Source organism: Halomonas sp. IOP_6 (genome assembly GCF_021151565.1).
Lineage (GTDB): Bacteria > Pseudomonadota > Gammaproteobacteria > Pseudomonadales > Halomonadaceae > Vreelandella > Vreelandella alkaliphila.
Genome location: NZ_JAIRBO010000005.1, coordinates 248189 through 266523 on the forward strand (window position 1 = coordinate 248189; position 18335 = coordinate 266523).

General features: G+C 50.4%; 14 protein-coding genes. 9 read left to right on the forward strand and 5 right to left on the reverse strand.

The window, feature by feature from the left end; translation table 11 throughout:
* Positions 1-125: 125 nt before the first annotated feature.
* Together K7H08_RS11660 and K7H08_RS11665 are read right to left on the reverse strand one after the other, a co-directional pair.
* A complete protein-coding gene (locus tag K7H08_RS11660) occupies positions 126-3641 on the reverse strand; it encodes a P-loop NTPase fold protein (RefSeq protein ID WP_231658026.1) in 3516 nt (1171 codons plus the stop codon).
* A gap of 322 nt (positions 3642-3963) precedes the next feature.
* Positions 3964-5403, reverse strand: a complete 1440-nt coding sequence (locus tag K7H08_RS11665) for a sigma-54 interaction domain-containing protein (protein ID WP_231658028.1) — start codon at positions 5401-5403, stop codon at positions 3964-3966.
* Between the two features lie 199 nt (positions 5404-5602).
* Here K7H08_RS11665 and speB point away from each other — a divergent pair, with 199 nt between their 5' ends.
* From speB to K7H08_RS11690, 5 genes are all read left to right on the forward strand, one after another.
* Positions 5603-6553 (forward strand): agmatinase, encoded by a 951-nt coding sequence (gene speB, locus K7H08_RS11670; protein ID WP_120386294.1) that lies wholly within the window; start codon positions 5603-5605, stop codon positions 6551-6553.
* A 133-nt stretch (positions 6554-6686) separates the two neighbouring features.
* Positions 6687-8009, forward strand: a complete 1323-nt coding sequence (locus tag K7H08_RS11675) for a purine-cytosine permease family protein (protein WP_231658029.1) — start codon at positions 6687-6689, stop codon at positions 8007-8009.
* Between the two features lie 59 nt (positions 8010-8068).
* Positions 8069-8851, forward strand: coding sequence for a carbon-nitrogen hydrolase family protein (locus K7H08_RS11680; RefSeq protein WP_231658030.1), 783 nt, complete (start codon positions 8069-8071; stop codon positions 8849-8851).
* Positions 8848-9591: an MBL fold metallo-hydrolase gene (locus K7H08_RS11685; RefSeq protein ID WP_231658031.1), complete on the forward strand. Its 744-nt coding sequence runs from the start codon at positions 8848-8850 to the stop codon at positions 9589-9591. Before K7H08_RS11680 ends, K7H08_RS11685 begins: the two co-directional genes overlap by 4 nt.
* Before the next feature lie 13 nt (positions 9592-9604).
* Positions 9605-11089: an aldehyde dehydrogenase family protein gene (locus tag K7H08_RS11690; protein WP_331460286.1), complete on the forward strand. Its 1485-nt coding sequence runs from the start codon at positions 9605-9607 to the stop codon at positions 11087-11089.
* 2 nt (positions 11090-11091) lie between these two features.
* Here K7H08_RS11690 and K7H08_RS11695 read toward each other — a convergent pair whose 3' ends face one another.
* Complete coding sequence (locus K7H08_RS11695; protein ID WP_231658032.1) at positions 11092-12054, reverse strand: hydroxymethylglutaryl-CoA lyase; 963 nt, start codon at positions 12052-12054, stop codon at positions 11092-11094.
* Positions 12055-12064: 10 nt separating this feature from the next.
* The gene (locus K7H08_RS11700; protein WP_231658033.1) at positions 12065-13270 is read right to left on the reverse strand and encodes a CaiB/BaiF CoA transferase family protein; all 1206 of its coding nucleotides are present in this window, start codon (positions 13268-13270) and stop codon (positions 12065-12067) included.
* Positions 13271-13421: 151 nt separating this feature from the next.
* On the opposite strand from K7H08_RS11700, the gene K7H08_RS11705 reads away from it, so the two are divergent.
* A complete protein-coding gene (locus K7H08_RS11705) occupies positions 13422-14324 on the forward strand; it encodes a LysR family transcriptional regulator (RefSeq protein WP_038478477.1) in 903 nt (300 codons plus the stop codon).
* Between the two features lie 18 nt (positions 14325-14342).
* On the opposite strand, the gene K7H08_RS11710 is transcribed toward K7H08_RS11705, so the two are convergent.
* Positions 14343-15110, reverse strand: a complete 768-nt coding sequence (locus K7H08_RS11710) for an SDR family NAD(P)-dependent oxidoreductase (protein WP_231658034.1) — start codon at positions 15108-15110, stop codon at positions 14343-14345.
* Between the two features lie 308 nt (positions 15111-15418).
* On the opposite strand from K7H08_RS11710, the gene K7H08_RS11715 reads away from it, so the two are divergent.
* The 3 genes from K7H08_RS11715 to K7H08_RS11725 all read left to right on the forward strand — a co-directional run bounded on the left by K7H08_RS11715 (position 15419) and on the right by K7H08_RS11725 (position 18330).
* The gene (locus tag K7H08_RS11715) at positions 15419-16399 is read left to right on the forward strand and encodes a TRAP transporter substrate-binding protein (protein ID WP_198349477.1); all 981 of its coding nucleotides are present in this window, start codon (positions 15419-15421) and stop codon (positions 16397-16399) included.
* A 108-nt stretch (positions 16400-16507) separates the two neighbouring features.
* Positions 16508-17038 carry a TRAP transporter small permease gene (locus K7H08_RS11720; protein WP_269438888.1) on the forward strand — a complete coding sequence of 177 codons (531 nt, stop codon included), beginning with the start codon at positions 16508-16510 and terminating at the stop codon, positions 17036-17038.
* Positions 17035-18330 carry a TRAP transporter large permease gene (locus K7H08_RS11725; RefSeq protein WP_120386299.1) on the forward strand — a complete coding sequence of 432 codons (1296 nt, stop codon included), beginning with the start codon at positions 17035-17037 and terminating at the stop codon, positions 18328-18330. Before K7H08_RS11720 ends, K7H08_RS11725 begins: the two co-directional genes overlap by 4 nt.
* Positions 18331-18335: the final 5 nt, after the last annotated feature.

The following is an 18335-nucleotide window of genomic DNA, read 5'->3' on the forward strand; positions in this document are numbered from 1 at the left end:
GCGGTTGTGTCAAGCGGAAAATTCACTTGGTGACTTTGATGCCATAACGCTGAAGCCTGCGTACCACGCTGGATTGGCTGATGCACAGTGGCTTTGCTCGAATAGTGAGTTTACAAAACTGCATCTCACTCTGTTATATCCTTCTCGGAGTCTCCGTCGGTTGTATCCGGCTTTAATTTTCTTTTAGACTTGCGTAATTTTAAATTTTTCCTAAGTTCATCTAGAGTGGCATGGTGTTCCTCAATATTATGCCCATCAAAATAGTCATTAAGCTGAGAGCGCATATTAGTTGATACTTTGGCCACGCAGCTCGCCCAAGTTAATGGCTTTGAATTAACGAATTCGAGAGCTTTTACAGGATCATCGGTTAGCAAGGGAATAAGAACTTTTGAAACTGCAGTTTCCGGACGGTCTTCTAGAGGCAATTCTGCGAACAGTTCTGGAAATGCTGACATCGCTGCGTTCAGGCCTTCGGAAGCTACAGGCTTGTCAGCAATTCGTTCAAAAACATCAGTTGAAACCCCTTTCCTACTGCTAATAGGCAGCGCTGTCCAAAAAGTATCGTGATTATCTAAGTTTATGGCTGCTGTATCTCTCTCAATAATGGCTCCTGACACGAAGTCTGCCAATGGAGCGCGGAGGTTGTTTGGTGGGATATCCCCATTGAGATCAGCACCTCGGGCAAAAAGTAGTTTTCGGTTGCGGTCATCATTATTGAGCGCTTTTTCCCACTCTGAGCTCGATATTGACTTTAAATGCCTATCAACACGATTAAGAAGGGCAACCCATGAAGGTATCTCTAGACCAGCGATGTCTTTTATTAGTTCATGAGGTGCTTCGTCCAGTGAAAATTGATCAATTTGTTCAGTAGTAATTTCACACCCAACTCTTTTAACCATCGCATCTATAACTTCAGGCTGAAAATGGGTTTTTAGGTTTGCGTAGTTGTGGTTAAGAGCTTTGAAATTAAGAGCTGGGCAATCATTAGATGAAAAAACTCCATTCAAAACGCCTTTATACAAAGCATTTTTCGGCGATTTAATGAGTGTGGATAACCATTCCTCAACGTTGGAAAATTCTATTACAAGCTCTGTAAGTATCTTCAATACTTCATTGGGTACTGCTCCTGTATAGAATTTACTAAACCAGGAGTGTGGAGCGCTGACATCTCCAAAAGGTGGTTTACTAGCTGATGATAGAGCTGGGATATTGTCTGACTTTACTGCAAGGTGCGTTAACCATAACGCTCTGGCAACGGTTTTCCAGTCTTCTTCCTCGTGGGCCTTAAAGGTATGCCAAGGCAGAGAACCATCAGAAATTGTTGTTTTAATAGTTTTAGGAGTGTCGGCTTGATTACTGATATTAGCAGCAGCCAAGGCAAGGTTTTCAAAATATGTTTGCCTATCACCACTCTCTTCCAGAAGATTATTTTGTATTTGCTCTGTTAGTTTGCTGAATATGGTTACTCGGTCTGAGTTCGTTATAGCGTAGTTTAGCTCGTGCCATAAAAATGAAAAGAAGCTAGGGTTTTCGATGATGTAGGGTATAAGTTCAGTTGTTATTTCGGTTGATTTATATTTTGCTACATTAGAAAACTGTGAGAAATTTAAGTCGACTTCATCACAGTCGAGCGCAACGCCTATATAGAAATTAGCTGTATATGGGATTTTGATCGCCCCTGGTATCAGCTTTGCTATTTCCTCTCCATGGATATTTTGAGCTTCCTGAATAAACCTGCCGATGAAATTAATCCAAGCACGGCCTACTTCTTCTTTAGGTTCCTTGGGGATGCTCTCTTTTACCCATTTAGCAATTTTTTGCATATTCTCCACCAATGAAGTTTTTGGTGAACAAGCGATAATGTGAAATAGTGGCTTATGATCTTTCCACGATAAAAGATCGATTGTGGCCATTTTGGATATAGCATCTATGAAATGTCGGTTGCAAAGTTCTTGTATTGAAGGCTCAAGGGCTAGATCTGAATAGTTGGTAAGGGCAGTTTCAAAGTCTTCTAGTGAGGTGGAAGCCCAGTTGGTGCACTCTTTTGATAGAATATGGTCAAGTTGCTGTTTAAAGCCAGGTGAGGAAGAAAGCTCAATTAGATGGTCACTTTTATGGTTACGAAGTCCAGCTACAATGTCTCTATGGAGTAAAATTTCCAGGGCGTTAGCGGGTTCTACATTGTAAGCAAGCGCAGCTAGTTCGCTATCAAGGTTAGATGCCGGAGCAAAGTGTCGAAAGCGAGCGTGTATTGTTTCGGGATTTTGAAGCGACCTAGGCTCTGCTTCTAGCTTTGTTCTATGTAATATAAAGATGGCTATTGCTTCAATAGAGATAGCTCCCTTCCATTGATACCAGAGCATACCTACATCATTGACGAAGGATTTAACCTGCCTTGGCGTTGGGTTAGAAACCTTCTCATTTAAAAACACATCGAATATTTGAAAGAGGCGGTACTTCTGTCCATCGTCAAATTGCTTGGGTAAAGCTTTTTCAAGACACTGGGCGAAGAATGCATCCACATCGGAATTCACTGGTGGGGCGACTGTTATAACGGCACTAAATGTCTTTCGGAAAACATCCTCTAACCCGTAGTTGAACTTAATCTCCTCGTTATGATTAACTGATATGTTGTTGCTGTTCGTCTCTTTATTTTCAAACGCAGATATAACATGTGCCCTATCGTAGGGGACCAATGCAGTAACAACAGCTTCTGAAGGTTTATCACGATGTCCATCACGTGAAAAAATTGATCTGACGCTAGACCACGTCTCTTGAATAAGGTCATTGGGGAGGCGGTCAATATTGTCGAAAACAATCACTACCCGCCGATCGGCTTTTTGTACCAGTGCGAGTATCTCAGTGAAAATCTGATGGAACTCATATTTGGTTGGATCGCCATCTCGTATTGTTTGTGTGACAGTGTCTTTATCCGATTTGCGAGCGAACAGTGAAAAAGTACTATCCAATGCCTTTCGGAATGATTTTTTGGTTCGCCATAGAGAAATGGCTTGCCATATAAATCCGACCACTACAATACAGATGAGCAGAACAGCAGCCCAATGCCCGTAATCATGCAGTATTTGAAAAATGAGTGGTAAGCCGGGATCAGAATTAGCTAGCTCATCAATTCCGACCACGCTTTTGTGTAGGTTAGCTGAAAAAGGACTCAACCAAAGCACCAAGAATGGCAGCAAAAAAAGGGCGCTCATAAGTATGTAGCCGAATATAGAGAACTCACGGGAACTCTCAGTATCAACGACCTTCGTTTTTCCCTGAACACGCCGCTTCAATTTTTTGTATGTCGCATTGTCTGAGGCATAGGGCTGGGACCAGGCGAGGAACTCCTCAAGGAAGGCCCGTCGAAATTCCACACTTTGACTTGCCCAAAGATCGAATGAAAAGAAAGCAAACTTCTTAGGGTGGCTAATATCGAGCTCTTTTTCAGTGATCGTAACGACCGTTGTTTTTCCGCTTCCCCAAGTCCCCTCTAGGCCGATTGAGCGATCTTCATTAGAGAATTTGACGATTGCGTTAGCTAGTGCTCGTGCGGATCTCTCGTGTCCTTTGCCGGAAAAACCATCAGCCTCTTGTGGGTCATCAGACAAAAAATCGAAAGCAATTTCTTCTGTTTCTCTCATTATCGTTTAGTCCTTTGTATCTAAGTAAAGGTACGCTGGAGGGCTAATCTTATTCAATACATTGTCATGATATTTTCTATAGAAAATTCTGTGTTTTTCTTGGAATTCAGTTTCCATGTAGCCACAATGCTGATTGTTTTGTGATAATGGAAATTAAAAATAAAATATAAGTTATTGATTTTAAGTGTTTTTTAAGGTTAGCGTCTCTGAGGTATAGTGATGGTGATTTTTAAATATAATTTACTCTGTTGCTTGGTAAATCAATTCCGTAGTGTCGATCTAAATGAGCCCCATCGCCCACCATTTTACCTTAGGTATAAGATCACTTAGGTCTCGTTACTTGCTGTTGTGAAGCACTCAGACCATAACGCTGAAGCCTGCGCACCACGCTGGATTGGCTAATCCCCAGCCGCTCAGCGATGGCGTACGTGCTAGGGAGCGTTTTGCTCAACGCTTCCAGTGTTTCGCGTTCTAGTCTGGCGAGGTACTGCTTTAGGGTTTCCTCTGGTGCTAAGGCGGCGACTAACGAAGAGGTTGAAGTTTGCGCTAGATTAGCAGGGGGCTGCTCCGTAAAGGGGTGAGGACTAGGTGCTTCAATTTGATCCGTTGGGCTGGATAGCCAGGCTCTTTCTAGCCAGTTTTCAAGCTCGCGGACGTTACCTGGCCAGTCGCTTCCCATTAACGTTGACCATACTGGGTTGCCCAGGATTTTTTGTCGCCCATAGCGTTGGTTAAGGCGTTTCAAACAGGCTTCCACGAGATCAGGAATATCTTCTCGGCGGTCGCGTAAAGGGGGAAGCGTGACCGGTATGACGTTGAGACGGTAGTAAAGGTCCAGACGAAATAGGCCCGCTTCTACTTGTTTAGCTAAATTCTGATTCGTGGCGACAACTAAGCGAAAGTCCACTTTGCGCGGTCGTGTATCGCCTAACCGGGTAAGGCTTCCGTCCTGGATAACTTTTAGCAGTTTGGTTTGCATTAGTAAGGGAAGCTCACCGATTTCATCGAGAAACAGCGTGCCACCTTCTGCTTGCTCTAATAAGCCTGCTTTTCCTTGGCGAGCCGCGCCGCTGAACGCGCCGGGCTGATAGCCAAACATCTCAGACTCAAATAAGTTTTCGGGAATGGCCGCACAGTTAACCTCAATAAAGGGATGGTTATGGCGTTGGCTCCAACGGTGCAACTGTTTGGCAAACGCGGTTTTTCCCACGCCCGACTCTCCCAGCATCAATACATTAGCGTCTGAGGGGGCGACCCGTTTGAGAAGCAAGGCGACTTCACGCATAACGTGGCTTCGCGCCTGCAAGTTATCCAGCGCGTCGTCCAGCGCTTGCTCCTCGGCATCGGGGGCTGCTTGGCTACGTTTTAAGTGCTCACTAAAGCGCTTCTGGAGTAGTGCATATTCGTCTTGTAGGAGCTGTAAATCGGTTAAGTCTCTGGAGCGGCTGATAACACGCTCCAACTTTCCATTTACAAAGACAGGATAGGCTTCAGCAATCACACGGCGTCCGGTGCCTGTTACCTGCATAAGTTGGGCTGGCTGGTGGGTGCGCATCACTTCTAAGGTGATGGATGGCTTCAAGATGCCTGCTTGCTGAAGCTGGTAAACGCTATTGCCTAGCAGCTCTTCCCGGGGCGCACCATAAACAGCCTCAGCACCGGGGCTAATATCAAGCACTCGACCCTCTCCGCTGACGATAAAGAAGTGATCGTTGGCGGTTTCCACAATGGTTTTTAGCACGCACTTATCGATTTCACTCATAGCGATTGTCTCTTGAGTAACCTGTGATTCATTTTTGCATCGATGATGCATAGGTGACTTAAGTGTACGTGATTTTGATTCATTACTGCATCGATAATAGCTGAAAGCCCTATTGTTAGGGCGTTTAGAGACTTGGCATGTTCTGTGCAATGTAGTTGTTATTCAGCGCTACAACATGAACAACGCCAAGGAGATCTGTATGTCTGATTTTAACCAGCCGCTTGGGGGCAATAGCATGCCGCGCTTTGGTGGGCCAGCCACCATGATGCGTTTACCCACCCAGGAAAGCGCCGCTGGCTTAGATGCTGCTTTTATCGGTATTCCAATGGATATTGGTACGTCTAACCGCCCTGGTACGCGTCTTGGCCCACGTCAGATTCGTGATGAATCTCGCATGCTTCGACCCTATAACATGGCTACCCGCGCCGCCCCGTTTGAAAGTTTACAAGTGGCCGATATAGGTGACGTGCCCATCAACACGTTTCACCTGCCCAAAAGTGTGGACATCATCACGGCCTTTTATGATGACGTGCTTACACACAACTGCATTCCGCTAACGTTGGGTGGCGAACACACCCTGACACTGCCCATTTTACGTGCCATTGCCAAAAAACATGGGCCAGTGGGGCTGATCCATATTGATGCCCATGCCGATGTAAACGAGCACATGTTCGGTGAGCCGATTGCCCATGGCACGCCGTTTCGCCGTGCCCAGGAAGAAGGCCTGTTAGCCAACGGCAAAGTGGTGCAAATCGGCCTTCGTGGTACCGGTTATGCCGCCGAAGATTTTGATTGGTGCCGAAGCCAGGGTTTCCGCGTTGTTCCCGCTGAAGAGTGCTGGCATCGCTCGCTTGCTCCCTTGATGGAAGAAGTGCGCGAGCAGATGGGCGATGTGCCTGTCTATATCAGCTTCGATATCGATGGCTTGGATCCTTCTGTTGCGCCAGGAACGGGAACGGTAGAGATGGGCGGACTGACCTCAGCGCAAGGGCTAGAAATTGTGCGCGGTGCGGCAGGCTTGAACATCGTCGGCTGTGATCTAGTGGAAGTGTCGCCTCCTTATGATCCCAGCGGTAATACCGCATTGATGGGCGCCACACTGCTGTACGAAATGCTCTGCGTGCTGCCGGGCGTGAAACACAGTGATTAAGCTGTCCTGAAATAGCTAATAAATAAAAGCGCTTACCTGACAAAGCGCTAATGGTCAGAGAAATGGCAGGCTACTTATTGCCTGCCAGGACGCCACCAGCCCACCTCCAATAATCATTTACAATGGGTGTAATATGAAAACGAATTATTCTTTTGGTCGAGATACGCTCTCAGCTAAGGATGTAAAGCATAGTCTTGGTTTATTCAGTACTTTTGCTTTATGGCTTGGGGCAAATGTTGTTGTTACTACTATTCTAACTGGCATGCTGCTAGTGCCAGATTTGAACTTCAGCATAGCCATGAGCAGTGTAGCTATTGGCTCGATCATCGGTGCCATTCCGCTAGTACTTGTTGGTCTTATGGGGCAACGAACAGGCTTGCCTTCTATGGTTCTAACTCGCCGTGCTTATGGCCCAATAGGTAGTCGAGCAATTTCATTAGTTAACATGTGCGTACTTATTGCCTGGAGCTGGATTCAAGCTTTGTTGGCTGGTATGTCTTTAAACTATGCCATAGAGAGCACTACGGGCTACTCCAACCTGCCTCTTATGACCATTTTATGTGAAGTGGTGGTGGTGTTAATTGTATTGCGTGGTCACATTGGTATTGAACGTGTGGAGCGTTGGGCTGCACTTGTAATGATGAGCTTGGCAGCATTAGTGCTCTATCAACTTAACAAACATTACGATGTCAGTATGTTACTGGATATGCCAGCAGAAAGCCGAAATGGCATAACGCTTGGAATCGCTTTTGATATTGTCATTGCTACTGCCTTCTCGTGGATCTCCTCCTCTGCTGACTATAACCGCAACTGTAAGAGTGGTGCCATTGCTGTTTGGGGCACTTGGGTGGGCTATGTGCTGGCCGCAATAGTCGCAATGGGTCTAGGAGCCGTCGTTTCTGGACTTTCAGTGCTCAATGGTATGGAGCAGACTTACGACCCAACACGCCTACTATCGGGCTTCGGTTTTGGCTTGCCAGCAGCTTTAGTGATCTTCTTCTCGGTCATGACAACTAATGTTATGGCGGTATACAGTGCTACTCTCTCTTGCATGAATGTTGCTCCAAGTATGACCTTTTGGAAGCCAGCACTGGTGATTGGAATTGTGACAGTCTTTGGTGCATTAATTCCCGGTGTTCTTAATCAATTTCAAAACTTCCTGCTGATTATTGGCGCACTATTTATTCCCGCTTTCTCAGTTATGGTGGCAGATTATTACCTGGTAAGTAAGGAAGGCTATGATGAGGGATTACTTACTGCTGCAAAGCAACAAGGTCGAGCCACAGCTTCCATTGCAATTGGATCCTATCTGATAGGGGCGTCATTAGCTGCATACTGGACTCTTTTAGTTCCACTTCCCTTCGGAGCATCGCTGCCAGTCTTTATTATTACTGGAGCTCTATACTGGTTGGGAACTTCTGTTCTTGTGAAAGCATCGATTGAAAGCTATAAATAAATTTTTATAATTAAAATTAGATTATTATTTGTTATTTATTATTTAGGAGTAATACCCTCATGCGATTAATGCTGGCCCAGACAAATCCTGTTCGAGGTGAAATTGCAGATAACGTAAGCGAGCTTGAACGCCTGTGCCAGCAAGCGCAGCAAGCAGGTGTTGACCTGCTTGCGCTGCCAGAGCTGGCTTTTTCTGGATACAATGTTTTTAGTCAGCTACATCAATTGGCTGAGTTTGAAAATGGCCAAATCGTGAAGAGTGTTTCAGCACTAGCCAAGAAATATCGATTGCACTTGTTATTTGGTCTAGCAGAGCGAATAGACGACCACCGGATTGCCAATGCGGCAATGCTCTTTGATGATAAAGGCCAGCGTTTGGCTACTTATCACAAGCGACAGCTGTGGGATAAAGAACATCAGTATTTTATTGCAGGGGAGGATATTTGTGTAGTCAATACACGGCTTGGGTGTGTTGGGCTAATGATTTGTTATGACAACGAATTTCCTGAAATTAGTCGTGCACTTGCTCAACGTGGGGCTAAAATTATCTTGTCTCCCACCGCCAATATGGTGCCAAACGCCGATCGCCAGCAGTTACAAATTCGTGCTAGGGCAATGGATAATCAGTGCTTCGTCGCTTGTATCAATCGCTCGGGTGTGGAAGATGAGTTGCATTATTGTGGGAATAGCCTTGTAGCCGGACCTGATGGAGAGGTTCTTGGTCTTCTGGGTACTGAAGTAGGTAATTTAGTGGTTGATATCGATCTTAGGAAAATTGATCTGAGTCGAAACCATCAGAATTACATTAAGGATTTGCGGCAATTGCCAAGAGCTCAAGCATGAGTGGTTTCAAATTACCTAAAGCAGATGCTCTGCAATGGTACCGAACCACCCCTAAGGCGGACGGTATCACCCTCATAGATGAGCCGTGGATCAAGCCGTTTTATCGCTGCAATATTTGGCACGTGCAGGGCAGTGAGCGAGGCATGGTAGTGGATTTCGGGCTAGGGGCAGTGCCATTGCGTCAGCACGTAGCACTGCTTAGCGAGCGCGACCTTTTGGCAGTGGCAAGCCATACGCACTTTGATCATATCGGGGCCGCCCATGAGTTTTGCTGTTGTCATGTGCATGCCGCCGAGGCAGAAGTTCTTGCATCGCCTGACAATGCAAGCACCTTGGCAAACCAATTCCTTAGTGATGACATGTTCGAGGCGCTACCCGCCAAACCGTACTCTCACGCGCGCTATCGTATTACTGCACCCCAGCAGGTATGCCCGTTAGAGGATGGCGAGATGTTGGATTTAGGAAACCGCCAGTGGGAAGTGATTCATACGCCAGGGCACTCCCCTGGAGGCATCGCCCTATGGGAAGCAGCAACTCAAACGCTGATTTCAGGGGATCTGATTTACGATGGGCCGCTAATCGAAGATCTATGGCACAGCGATCTTTCCGACTATGCCGCCAGTATGCGCAGGCTGCGTAAGTTACCTGTTCGCCTAGTGCACGGTGGTCATTTCCCCAGCTTTAGCGGCCAGCATCTAACCTACCTTATCGATGATTGGCTTCGCCAACACGACCTTTAGAGGAGCCGCACTAGTGTCTAAGACGTCGCGAACAGAACATCAAGTACCCAACCAGCAAGTTATCAATCAGCAGTTCATCAACAACCAATGGGCTGCCTCAGCAGGCACGCGCATGCTCGATGTGATGAATCCTTATCGCGAAGCGCGTATTGCTCAGGTCACGGCGGGGGACGCGGCAGATGTCGACGCTGCCGTTAAAGCCGCTCAGCAAGCACAACCTGCTTGGCAAGCGCTGGGTGGAGCTGCGCGTGCAAAGTACCTAGATAGCTTTGCCGATGCGTTGGAGGCCCGCCGAGAAGCGCTAATCACTCTGTCAGCCACTAATAACGGCAAACCGCTAGCTGAAGCAGGCATCGACCTGGACGACGCGATTGCCTGTTATCGCTATTACGCTAAGCAGGCCAAAGCACTGGATGCCCGCCAAGGCGAGTTGGTTAGTGTGGAAATGGAGGGCGTTGAGGCGCGTACGTATCATGACCCTGTGGGCGTCGTGGGGTTGATTGCCCCCTGGAACTTCCCGCTGGTGACAAGCGCCTGGAAGCTGGCGCCCGCGTTGGCGGCAGGCTGCACCGCAGTGCTCAAACCGTCAGAGGTGACGCCGCTCCCCGAGTTGGCACTGGCAGAAATTGCCCTGGAAATTGGTCTGCCAACCGGTGTACTGAACCTGCTTAACGGCGATGGCGAGGGCATTGGCGCACCGCTAACCAATCACCCAGGTGTGGATAAAATCTCTTTTACGGGCAGTAACCGAGTCGGCGAAGCCGTCATGCAAGCTGCTGCCGTTCGCACTGCCAGTGTCTCCCTAGAGCTAGGTGGAAAATCGCCGATCCTGGTAATGGAAGACGCCGACCCAGCCCAAGCCGCCGACTGGGTAATGGCGGGTATCTACTTCAATGCCGGGCAAATCTGTTCAGCGACTTCGCGTTTACTGGTACATGAAAACGTAGCAGAAGCACTCTACACCGCCCTAGCTGAGCGGATGGATGCGCTAACCCTGGGCGACCCACTCGCCGAAGGTACCGACTTAGGACCGTTGACCAGCGCTAAGCAGCGCGATGCGGTACAACGCTATTTAGACTTAGCAGCGCAAGAAGGCCTAACGGCAGTGCGCGATATTACCCATCGCACGTTACCCACGCAGGGCTACTTTTTAGCGCCGACGCTTTACCGTGATGTGCCGCTGGAAAGCCGCTTGTGGCAAGAGGAGATTTTTGGCCCAGTGCTCTGCGCACGCAGCATTACCAGCGAAACAGAGGCGATTAAACTCGCCAACGATAGCGCTTATGGATTAGCTGCGACGGTGATTAGCGGTGATCCTGAGCGGGCAAAGCGCATTGGTCGCCAGCTAAAAGCCGGTAGTATTTGGTACAACAGCGCGCAGCTGGTGTTGCCTGAAACCGCCTGGGGCGGCTTCAAGCGTAGCGGCATTGGGCGTGAACTTGGCCCCTGGGGGCTAAGTGCCTACCTGGAAGTGAAGCATGTGATTGGGCCAGCGTAAGACTAACGCTCGGGCATAGCATAACGCCGGGATGACTTCCCGGCTTTTACCACTTGTCCGGGCACGTCGTGGCCGATAAGTGTCGGCAGGGTGGTGGCAACGTCAAGTAGCGCATCTAGATCGACGCCCGTATCGACCCCCATCGCTGCAAACATATGTACTAAGTCTTCGGTACATACATTACCGCTAGCGCCTGGGGCAAAAGGGCAGCCCCCCAGCCCGCCTAACGACGCATCAAAGCGGTTAATGCCTGCCTGCCACGCCGCCAGCGCGTTGGCTAAGCCCATGCCACGCGTGTTGTGAAAGTGCAGCGTGAACGGTGTTTCCGGCCATCGCTCAAGCACGGCGTCGCACAGGCGCCTCACCTGGGCTGGGTTGGCCATGCCCGTGGTGTCGCATAGCGTGACGCCTTGAATGCCCCGCGCGATCAGTTGTTCCACCAGCGTAAGCACCCGCGTTTCAGGCACCTCGCCTTCAAACGGGCAGCCAAAGGCGGTCGAAAGCGAGGCGTTGATAAATACGTCGCTGCCTTGGCAGGCCTCCACAATCGCGGCAAATTGCTCAAGCGACTGCTCAGGTGTCATGCGCAGGTTCGCCAGGCCATGGCTATCGCTTGCCGACATCACTAAATTAATCTCATCCACCTGGCAGGCAAGCGCGCGCTCCATGCCCTTAAGGTTAGGCACTAATACGCTGATATCGACGCCTGCCCGGCGCTGAATACCAGTGACAACATCCGCAGCATCGCGCAGATTAGGAATCGCTTTGGGGGACGTAAACGAGGTGGCCTCGATGCGCCGCAGGCCGGTGGTGGAGAGTGCGTCGATCCAGCGGATCTTATCGTCTGTGGGGACAAAGCGCGCTTCAATCTGCAGGCCGTCACGCGGGGCGACTTCATTAATTTCTATTTTTGTAGGACAAGGTGCTGTGGGACAGAGCACGGGTTGGCTCGTGGAATTATGCATAGCGCTCTCCTTAGATAATGCCCGCTTGACGCAGCTTGGCACGGGTTTCCTGGTCAATGCCCAGCTCATCCAACACGTCATCGGTATGCTGGCCAAGCGCCGGACCGCCATCGCCGAGTCGCCCTGGGGTAGCGCTAAGTTTAGGCAGTACACCGGGTACTTTTAATGGTTTGCCGTTGGGGCGGGTGAAGGTTTGAATCATTTCCCGCGCCAAGTAATGGGGGTCAAAGGCAATATCTTCGGCGGTGTACGGATAGCCTGCTGGCACACGTGCCTCATCCAGCGCTTTAAGAATCGCCTCTCTTGGGCGCTCTTCAGACCACGCTTGAATCGCTGCGTCGATCATTTCAGCCTGCTGGCTGCGGCCATCGTTGTGGGCTAGTGCGGGGTCGTTGGCCAGATCATCACGGCCAATCACGCCCATCAGGCGTTTAAAAATGCTGTCGCCGTTACCGGCAATCAGTACGTAATCGCCGCCCTGGCAGCGGTAGGCGTTAGAAGGCGTAATGCCGGGGAGGGCGCTGCCGCTAGGTTCGCGCACCTGGCCGCTGGCATCGAATTCCGGCAGTAGGCTCTCCATCATGGCAAATACCGACTCATACAGCGCCACGTCGATCTCTTGCCCCAGGCCGCTGCGGTTGCGCTCTTGCAGTGCCAGCAAGGTGCCAATGACAGCGTAAAGCGCGGACAGCGAATCACCAATGCTCACCCCTACGCGTACCGAAGGCTCTCCCGGCTGGCCGGTGAGATAACGCAACCCGCCCATGGCTTCTCCCACTACCCCAAAGCCGGGTTTGTCGCGGTAAGGCCCCGTTTGTCCGTAGCCGGAAATATGCACCATGATTAATCGTGGGTTGAGTTTTGAGAGCGCTTCCCAGCCCAGCCCCCAGTTATCTAATGTGCCTGGGCGGAAGTTTTCCACCACCACATCAGCCTCGGTAGCGAGTTCGCGCACCAGCGCTTGACCCTCTTCACTGCGCAAGTCCAGCGCCACCGAGCGTTTGTTACGGCTCTGTACGTGCCACCAAAGAGAGGTGCCTTCCTCAAGCATTCGCCATTTGCGAAGGGGGTCGCCGGTGCCGGGCGGCTCAATTTTAATCACATCGGCACCAAATTCGCCTAACAGCTTGGTCGCAAAAGGGCCTGCAATGAGTTGCCCAAGTTCAAGGACTTTCAGGCCTTCTAAAGGAAGCTGGCGAGCTTCGGGAGCGTGCATTAAGGCTCTCCTGGTCGTGTCGTTAATATTGTTGTCTACCAGCATGCGTGAGCCGCTTAGGCGCGACAATTAGGCAATGGGTAACAAAGGTTTCGTGACTGGCGAAGGTATGCGCTAGCATAGTCAGGTTACTTTTCAGGAGTTTGCCGAGTTGCGCCGCTTTGATTTTTTTACGCTCAAGCTGTTTATCTCTGTTGCAGACGAAGGCCGCTTGACCGCGGCTGCCGAACGCGAACACCTAGCCCTTGCCGCCGTTAGCAAGCGAATGAGCGATCTTGAAAGCTTGGTCGGAGCAACGCTACTTTACCGTAAGCCCCGTGGCGTGGAGCTAACCCCAGCAGGGCATGCGTTTTTACATCATGCGCGGCGCATACTCGACAACGTTGAACGCTTACAGGCAGAGCTTAGCGAATATGGTGAAGGCGTGCGTGGGCATGTGCGTATTCATTCCAACACCTCGGCGATCATCGCGTTTCTTCCCCAAGATCTCAGCGCGTTCTCTCGCCACTACCCTGAAATCAAAATCGACCTGCAAGAGCGGGTTAGTAATGAAATTATTGCCGCTGTAAGGGATGGCTTAACCGATATCGGCATTTTTGCTGGGCATGTGGCTGCGCCAGACTTACAAATAATTCCGTATCGGCGTGATCGCTTAGTGCTAGTAACGCCTGATAAACACCCGTTAGCGGAGCGAAGCAGTATTGCCTTCAATGAAGCGCTCGCTTTCGACTTTATCGGTTTGCAGCAAGATGCGTCACTGCAAGCGCTATTGCTTGAGCAGGCTAATCTATCGGGAAGAGCGCTGCGAATGCGCATTCAGGTACGTAGTTTTGATGCTATTTGCCGCATGATTCACCATGGCATGGGGGTCGGTGTGCTACCAGAGCAAACGATCTACCGCGAGCTAGGTGATCTGCAGCTTAAAAGCATCCCGTTGAGCGACGCCTGGGCTCAACGGGAGCTTGTGATTGGCGTGCGCCGCTACGCGACGCTTCCTGTTACGGCAAGGCACATGGTGGACCTGCTGACCGCAGAAAAGCATTCAGCGTTATAAAGCTCATCAAATCGGCGCTTAATCCCGCAGTATCGAAGGGGCCGACCACTGCTGACAAAGCGGCATCACCTCTAAGCGCGTGATATTGATATGCGGCGGAAGTGAGGCTACATGGAACGCTTGGTCGGCGATATCCTCAGGCTGAAGTGGTTTCGCTCCTGCGTAGTAGCTATCGGCTACCTGGTGGTCACCTTTCATGCGAACCAGCGTAAATTCACTCGCTGTCATCCCCGGGGCGAGGTCGGTCACTCTAACGCCCTGGGGGCCAACGTCGCAGCGCAGGTTATAGCTAAATTGTTCTACAAAGGCTTTGGTGGCGCCATACACATGCCCACCAGGGTAAGGCGTATGAGCGGCGATAGAACCCAGGTTAATGACCGTTGAGCCAGGGCCAGCGGCGATGAGCTTTGGCAATAGGTGGCGCGTGACAGTCACTAACCCTTTTACGTTGGTATCAATCATGCGATGCCAGTCATCCAGCTCAGCGTTTTGAGCTGGCCCCTTACCCAGCGCTAGCCCTGCACTATTGATCAGTGTATGCACCTGCTGAAAGCGTCCTGGCAACGCCGCAACCACGTTGGCAACGTCTTGTGGGTTACTGACATCCAATTGAGCGATGTGCACAGGTACGCTGTTTTTCAGTGAGTTATAGAGCGTCTCTAAGCGAGTTTGACGCCGTCCTGTTAACACCAGTGACCAGCCCGCTTGGGCAAAACGGTGGGCACAAGCAAGGCCGATTCCAGAAGTGGCGCCGGTAATAAACACGACGGGGGCGACTTCGTGCATGATGAAAGCTCCTGGCGAAAATGGCGGTTGAAGCCGCGGCTAAAAACAGCAGACAAGCGCCATTGAGATAGCCTAAGGGGGCAGCAGGTATTCATCTTTGGTCGTACGCTGATAATAGGGTGCGTAGTTTAGCGCGCTATAGCGGCGTTTCTAGCCATCGTATTTGACGAAGTCAGCCTTCATAAACGTCGATTTGAGCCGCTTGGCTGCTTGTTTCAAGATCAATCAAACAGCAAAAATGCTGTGATAGGTATCACGCTTAATAACCATAACCACATCCAATAACGACAACCGTAGAGAGTCATCCTATGCGGACAACATTGCTTACCACGCTGGCCACCCTGGGTATGCTAACGGCGGCCCCCTTTGCCTTGGCAAACCCGATCGAAATTCAAGTTAACAACACCATGAGCGAAGGCGGCTCCGAAAGCGCAGCAGTCGAGCGCTTTGCCGAATATCTAGAAGAGCAGGCTCCAGGCCGTTTTGAGGTGCGTCCTTTTCTAGCAGGTTCACTCGGCGGTGAAAACGCGGTGCTGGAACTGCTCAACTTAGGTCAAACCCAGATTTCTATCACTGGCGGCAATTGGCGCCAGCAGTATGCGCCAGAGTATGACGCTATTACCGTGCCGTTTGTTTTTTCAACCTGGGACGAAGTCGACGCCTATATGGAAAGCCCTTCTGGCCAGGCATTGATTGATCAGGCTGAGAACCAAGGCGGGCTTAAGTATTTTGGTTTGCAGCACCGTGGCCCACGCCATATGACCGCCAACAAGGCAATCAACAGCCCTGAAGACTTAGACGGCTTCCGTTTGCGTCTGCCATCGCTCCCCGTGTGGCTTGAGGTGTGGGAAGAGATCGGCGCCCAGGTAGTGAACGTTCCCGCGCCGGAAATTTACTTGGCCATGCAAACAGGTCAAGTCGATGGCCATGAAAACTCGCTCTCCTCGCCCTATACCCGCCGCCTGTGGGAAGTACAGGATCACATCATTATGACCAGCCACGTGCAGTTTCCGTGGAGCTGGGTAGCCAGTTCACGCTGGTGGGATGGCTTAGAAGCCGATGATCAGGCATTGATCGAAGAGGCGATCGACGTAGCTCGTCAATACGGTTCAGAGCAAGAGCGTGAACTTGACGAGTTCTATCTAGAAGCGCTGCAGGATGAAGGGATGACCATCATTGAGCCGGATGTGGCACCTTTCCGCGAAGCAGCGTTGCCTGCGATTGATCGTGTCATGGCCGATATGGCTGATGGCGTGCGTGAAGATGCGTTAGGTAATGAAAGTCAGTAATTGCCTGTGCTAAATGAACAACGGCGGCCTATCGGGCCGTCGTTGTAGTTTTAAAAGATACCTATTTAAGCCTTATTAAGCCTCAGGAGCGTTCCCGTGGATTCAGCTATGCCGCCCAGAAACGGGCCGGATAGAATCGCTTTTTATGTGTTGCGTTACACCACCCGTCTTTGCGATGGGGTGGGGGTGACGTTAATGGCCGCGATATTACTGCTCATTGTGTCTGCAGTGGTAGCCCGTGACTTACTTGGGTTGGGGATGCCCTGGACAGAAGAAGTTGCGTCACTGCTGGCCATTTATGCCATTGGCTTTGGGTCTATCTCTGCGTGGGTACGCAGCGAGCATTTAGTGGTTGACCTGTTCAGCCACAAACTTTCTAGCTTAGGTAAAAATAGTCAGTATCGCCTTACTTCGCTGATCTCTTGCGGCTTTTTTCTGCTCGCGGCATGGGGCGCGTGGATTATGTCGGATATGAGCGCCAACAATAAAACCGTTTCGTTAAGTATCAGTTTCAGCTACCTCTACTACGGTATCTTCTTTAGCTTCGCAAGCATGGCGGTCATCGCCCTTTGGAAAACGCTGCGCGGCCCGGTTTTCTGGCTTGAAGCACCCCGCGAAGAAGAGGTGACGGCACCATGACTGAATTACTAATTTTCGTTGGCGGCCTGTTGGTGCTAATGGCTATCGGGTTGCCTGTCGTGGTTGCTATCGGTGTTACTTCATTTATAGCGTTGGTATTCACCGGCACCGGAGGGTTGCCCGTTGAGTTACTGCCACTGCGGATGGTGCAAACGCTCAATAACTTTACGTTGTTGGCCATTCCGCTGTTTATTCTGGCTGCCAATATTATGAATATTGGCTCAACAACCACGCGTATTTTTGACTTCGCCACGGCATTAGTAGGCTTTACCAAAGGTGGTCTTGGTCACGCTAACGTAGTGGCCAGCTCTATTTTTGCCACCATGTCAGGTACGGCAGTGGCTGACGCGGCGGGTCTTGGCAGCATTGAAATTAAAGCCATGAAAGAGCGTGGCTATGATTTGGGTTACGCCACTGGAATTACCGCCGCCTCTAGCGTGATTGGGCCGATTCTGCCGCCCAGTATTGCGCTAGTAGTGTATGGCTGGTTGGCCAACGTGAGTATCGGCGGGCTGTTTATGGCGGGGCTACTGCCCGGCATTTTGATGGCATTATTGCTGATGGGAATGACGGTAATGCTCGGGGCAACAGGCAAAGTAGTGATGCCTAAGCCTACGCCGTTTGATGCCTGCGAGGTCGTCCGAACCGGCAAGCGCGCTATTCTGCCCTTGATGATGCCCGCCATTATTGTCGGTGGTATTTGGGGGGGCTTCTTTACGCCAACGGAAGCGGGTGCCATTGCCTCGCTCTATGCGGTTGTTTTAGGCGGCCTGATCTACCGTGACTTAAGCCTGCGCGACTTGTTTAATGCTTTCCAACGTACCCTTATGTTCAGCGCCGTGATTCTGCTGATTATTGCGGTATCCAGTTTTTACGGCTGGATTTTGGTGCGTATGGGCATTCCACAAGCGTTGGCGGGACAGGTGGCCAGCATCGATATGCCGACGATTGCGTTGCTGCTCTGCTTTGCGCTGTTTTTCCTGCTTATCGGCTGTTTCATGTCGGTCATCGAGAGCATTCTGATCTTCACTCCCATTGTGGTGCCTGCTGCGCTAAGCGCGGGGTTAGACCCTGTCCATTTCGGCATTGTGATGGTCATTACGCTTTCAGTGGGAGTTATTACGCCACCCTTTGGCACGGTGCTGTTTCTAATGGTGGGCATTACGCGACTACGCTATGGGCAGGTTGTCAAAGCGGTGTTGCCGTTTTTGCTTCCTATTCTGGCCACGATTTTATTGTTGATCGCGATACCTGGCCTTGCCACGTGGCTGCCTCGGGTGATGGGGTATTAATCCCC